The following is a 4,182-nucleotide window of genomic DNA, read 5'->3' on the forward strand; positions in this document are numbered from 1 at the left end:
GAGCTGGCGCAAAAGCGAGGCTCGCCAGCCGTTCCACAGCGTCGGGTTGGTGGCGTTGATGTCCGCCACGGTGAGCACGTAAAGATAATCCAGCCGGGTGTCGTTGCGCACCACGCGGGCGAAGTCGCGAATCACGTCCGGGTCGCTGATGTCGCGTTTCTGCGCGGTCATCGACATCAAGAGGTGGTGCTCCACCAGCCACTTCACCAGGTTGGTGTCGTGCTGGGAGACGTGGTGGCGGCGGCAGAACTGCTCGACGTCGAGCGCGCCGATCTCCGAGTGATCGCCGCCGCGGCCCTTGCCGATGTCGTGGAAGAGGCCGGCGATCCACAAAAGATCGAGCCGGGGCAACTGGTGGATCAGCGTGGCCGCGACCGGGAAATCCGCGCGCGCCTCGGGCTTTCGGAACCCGTGCAGGAACTTGAGCAGGCGCAGGGTGTGGGCATCGACGGTGTAGATATGGAACAGGTCGTGCTGCATCAGCCCCACTGCGCGGCCGAACTCCGGCAGGTACTTGCCGAGGATGCCGTAGCGGTTCATGCGTCTGAGCTGGCGCGGCACGTTGCCCGGCGCGCGCAGGATCGCCATGAACAGGCGCTGGTGGCGCGGATCTTCCCGGTAATGGTCGTCGATCTGGTGGCGGTGATCGCGAATCAGCCGGATGGTGTCGGCGCGCACGCCCTCGATCTCGGGGTGCCGGGCCATCAGCAGAAACAGCTCGAGCATCGCCTCGGGGTGGTCGCGAAACAGCGTTCGCGAGCGCACCTGGATGTAGCCGCCCTTGGTCTCGAAGCGCTCGTTGAGCCTGACCGTCTCGAGCTTCTCGCGCGCGCGCAGGATCACCTCGTCGAAGTGCTGGAGCAGCATGTCGTTGAGCCCGGCGAGTGCCGTCACGTGGCGGTAGTAGCGCTTCATGAACTGCTCGACGGCGAGGCGCTCAGGGGTGTCCTTGAAGCCGAACATCCCGGCGATGGTGCGCTGATGATCGAACAGCAGGCGATCCTCGGCGCGGTCGGTGAGCATGTGCAGCGCATAGCGCACCTGCCACAGAAACGCCTGGCCCTGGCTCAGGATTCGAAGCTCGGCGTCGTTCATGAAGCCGCGGGCGACGATGTCGACGTACTGCTCGGTGTCGAAGTGGCGCTTGGCCACCCAGCCGATCATCTGGATGTCGCGAAGCCCGCCCGGCGAGCTTTTCAAGTTCGGCTCGAGGTGATACTCGGAGTTGTTGTAGCGGTAGTGGCGGCTGATCTGCTCTTGCCACTTGGCCTCGAAGAAGCGATCCGCCGGCCAGACGTGCTCCGGCGAGAGCCTTTCGCGCATGGCGTCGCGAAGCCGCTCTGGCCCGCTGATCAGGCGCGATTCGAGCAGGTTGGTGATCACCGTGACGTCGGCGTTCGCCTCGCGCTCGCAGTCATCCAGAGAGCGCACGCTGTGGCCGATCTCGAGGCCGATGTCCCACAGGAAGGTGACGAAGGCGGTGAGCGGCTCGCGGTAGGCGCTGTCGTCGTCCTGCTCCAGCAGCAGCAGAAGGTCGACGTCGGAGTGCGGGTGCAGCTCGCCGCGCCCGTACCCGCCGACGGCGATCAGGGCGATCCCGTCGTCCGGCCAGGCGTGCCGCTCCCAGGCGATGGCCAGAAGCTGGTCGAGATACCAGGCGCGCCCGCGCACCAGATCGCGAATGTCGGCGCCGGCGCGAAAGCGCTCGTCGAGCCGCGCCTGGATCTCCCTGAGCGCGGCCTTGAACGGCGCGATGGGGGAGCGCGAGCCTGCGAGTTCCGCGCGAAACGCCGCGAGGTCGAAAAGCGTGGTGTCCGGCTCGAACCGGTGGTGGTGGAGAAGCATCAGTTCAAGAAGCTGAAGTCTTCGTCGCTGCGCGCGGTCAGCACCTCGACGCCGGTCTCGGTGACCAGCAGCGTGTGCTCCCACTGGGCGGAGAGGCTCTTGTCCTTGGTCACTGCGGTCCAGCCATCGCGCAGCACCTTGGTCTTGTAGCCGCCCACGTTGATCATCGGTTCGATGGTGAAGCACATGCCGGGCTCGAGGGCGATGTCGGCGGAGGGGGCGTAGCCGTCGTAGTGCAGAAACTGCGGGTCCTCGTGGAAGTCCGCACCGATGCCGTGGCCGCAGAAGTCGCGCACCACCGAGTAGCCGTGGCCTTCGGCGTGCTTCTGGATCACCCGGGCGAGGGCCGAGAGGCGAACGCCGGGCTTGACCTCGGCAATGCTCTTGTAGAGACACTCCTGGGTCACGCGGCAGAGCCGCTCGCCCTGGATGGTCTCGCCGATGACGAACATCATGCTGGAGTCGCCGTGGTAGCCGTCCGGCGTCTTCACGGTGATGTCGAGGTTCATGATGTCGCCGTTCTTCAGGGTCTTGTCGAAGTCCGGGAAGCCATGACACACCACGTGGTTGATCGAGGTGCAGGAGGAGTGGGTGTAGCCGTGGTAGCCGAGCGTGGCGGGGACCGAGCCGAGCTCGTTGACGATGAAGTCGTGACAGCGCTTGTCGATCTCGCCGGTGCTGACGCCGGCGGTCACGAAGGGGGTGATCATCTCGAAAACCGCCGCCGCCTGGCGACCGGCTTCGCGCATCTTCTCGATTTCTTCCGCTGTCTTGATGGGAACGTTCATGAAGTCTCGATATGGCGTGTTGAATCGGCGTGAAGCCGCAAAGTGGCCCAAACTCGGCGGGTGCGGCTTCATCTTGGCAATGATCTATGGTATAAAGCCGCGCGCTTTCCTGCAATCTTCGATCCTGCCCCGGCGGAATAAAGAAGGCAGTGAGGCTCACTTGAGGGCGTCGCTAGAGGCGGCGCCGAACTGCAAGCCTTGAAAACACACATGCACCGGCACATGGTCCCGGGTGCCGCTGGTCTCGCAAGGTGCCTCGATGGCGCTGAGTCCACCGGTCGGATCCATGGGGTGCGTGGAGGCCTAACCCGAGTTTCAGGAGTTTTACCATGGCACAACACGTCAACATGCGTGACCTGCTCAAAGCGGGCGCCCACTTCGGTCACCAGACCAAGTACTGGAACCCGAAGATGAGCAAGTTCATCTTCGGCGCGCGCAACAAGATCCACATCATCAACCTCGAGCACACCCTGCCGGCGCTGAACGAAGCGATCGACGTGGTCGAGAAGATGGCGTCGTCCAACAACAAGATTCTGTTCGTTGGTACCAAGCGCAGCGCCAGCAAGATCATCAAAGAAGAAGCCAATCGCGTCAACCAGCCGTTCGTCAACCATCGCTGGCTGGGCGGCATGCTGACCAACTTCAAGACCATTCGCCAGTCCATCAAGCGTCTGCGCGATCTTGAAACCATGCGCGAAGACGGTACGTTCGAGAAGCTGACCAAGAAAGAAGTCCTGATGGCCACGCGCGAGCAGGAAAAGCTCGAGCGCTCCATCGGCGGTATCAAGAACATGGGCGGCCTGCCGGACGCGCTGTTCGTGATCGACGTTGACCACGAGCGTATCGCGATCAACGAAGCCAACAAGCTGGGCATCCCGGTCATCGGCGTGGTCGACACCAACTCCAACCCCGATGGCGTGGACTACGTCATTCCGGGTAACGACGACTCCATCCGCGCGATCCAGATCTACGTGAAGGCGATCGCCGACGCGTGTGGTCGTGCCAAGGAAGGTCGTCCGGACGAGTTCGTCGAAGTGACCGACGAGCAGGCTTCCGCCGACGCCGCCGCCGAGTAAGGCGTCGACGGGTGCGGCGGCAGTCGCGCCGCATCGCGTTAAGGGGGCCCCGGCCCCCTTTTTCCCGCTTGGCGGGCAGATTCACGCCGGGCTTGAAACCGGCGCCGCGCTTCCGCGAAAGGGTCACAAAGCCCTGCTAGCGTGTAGCGTGTTTAACTCTCAAGCATCCTTTCAGAGGTGAATTCTCATGGCAGCTATCAGCGCCTCGCAGGTTAAAGAACTGCGCGAACGTACCGGCCTTGGCATGATGGAGTGCAAGAAGGCACTGACCGAAGCCGATGGTGACATCGATGTCGCGATCGAGAACCTGCGCAAGAGCTCGGGTCTCAAGGCGGCCAAGAAAGCCGGTCGTACCGCCGCCGAAGGCACCGTGGTCACTCGCGTGGCCGAAGACGGCAGCTTCGGTGTGATGGTCGAGATCAACTCCGAAACCGACTTCGTTGCCCGTGACGACAACTTCATCAACTTCGCCA

General features: G+C 63.4%; 4 protein-coding genes. 2 read left to right on the plus strand and 2 right to left on the minus strand.

What is annotated here, in order from left to right:
* Together glnD and map are read right to left on the minus strand one after the other, a co-directional pair.
* Window positions 1-1,845, minus strand: a 1,845-nt coding sequence (gene glnD / locus BIS11_RS12085; protein ID WP_253586113.1) for a [protein-PII] uridylyltransferase, incomplete at its 3' end; no start/stop codon positions are given.
* Window positions 1,845-2,633 carry a type I methionyl aminopeptidase gene (map, locus tag BIS11_RS12090; RefSeq protein ID WP_253420681.1) on the minus strand — a complete coding sequence of 263 codons (789 nt, stop codon included), beginning with the start codon at window positions 2,631-2,633 and terminating at the stop codon, window positions 1,845-1,847. The genes glnD and map, both read right to left, overlap by 1 nt.
* Before the next feature lie 329 nt (window positions 2,634-2,962).
* Here map and rpsB point away from each other — a divergent pair, with 329 nt between their 5' ends.
* Both rpsB and tsf read left to right on the plus strand, forming a co-directional pair.
* A complete protein-coding gene (rpsB, locus tag BIS11_RS12095) occupies window positions 2,963-3,709 on the plus strand; it encodes a 30S ribosomal protein S2 (protein ID WP_253420679.1) in 747 nt (248 codons plus the stop codon).
* A 187-nt stretch (window positions 3,710-3,896) separates the two neighbouring features.
* A partial coding sequence (tsf, locus tag BIS11_RS12100) for a translation elongation factor Ts (protein WP_253586115.1) occupies window positions 3,897-4,182 on the plus strand: 286 nt, incomplete at its 3' end.

The sequence above is a fragment of the Halomonas sp. 707D4 genome (genome assembly GCF_024158685.1).
GTDB lineage: Bacteria > Pseudomonadota > Gammaproteobacteria > Pseudomonadales > Halomonadaceae > Vreelandella.

Coding starts and splice junctions, on each gene's coding strand:
- map (WP_253420681.1), bottom strand. CDS start 2,633: ATGAACGTTCCCATCAAGACAGCGGAAGAAATCGAGAAGATGCGCGAA.
- rpsB (WP_253420679.1), top strand. CDS start 2,963: ATGGCACAACACGTCAACATGCGTGACCTGCTCAAAGCGGGCGCCCAC.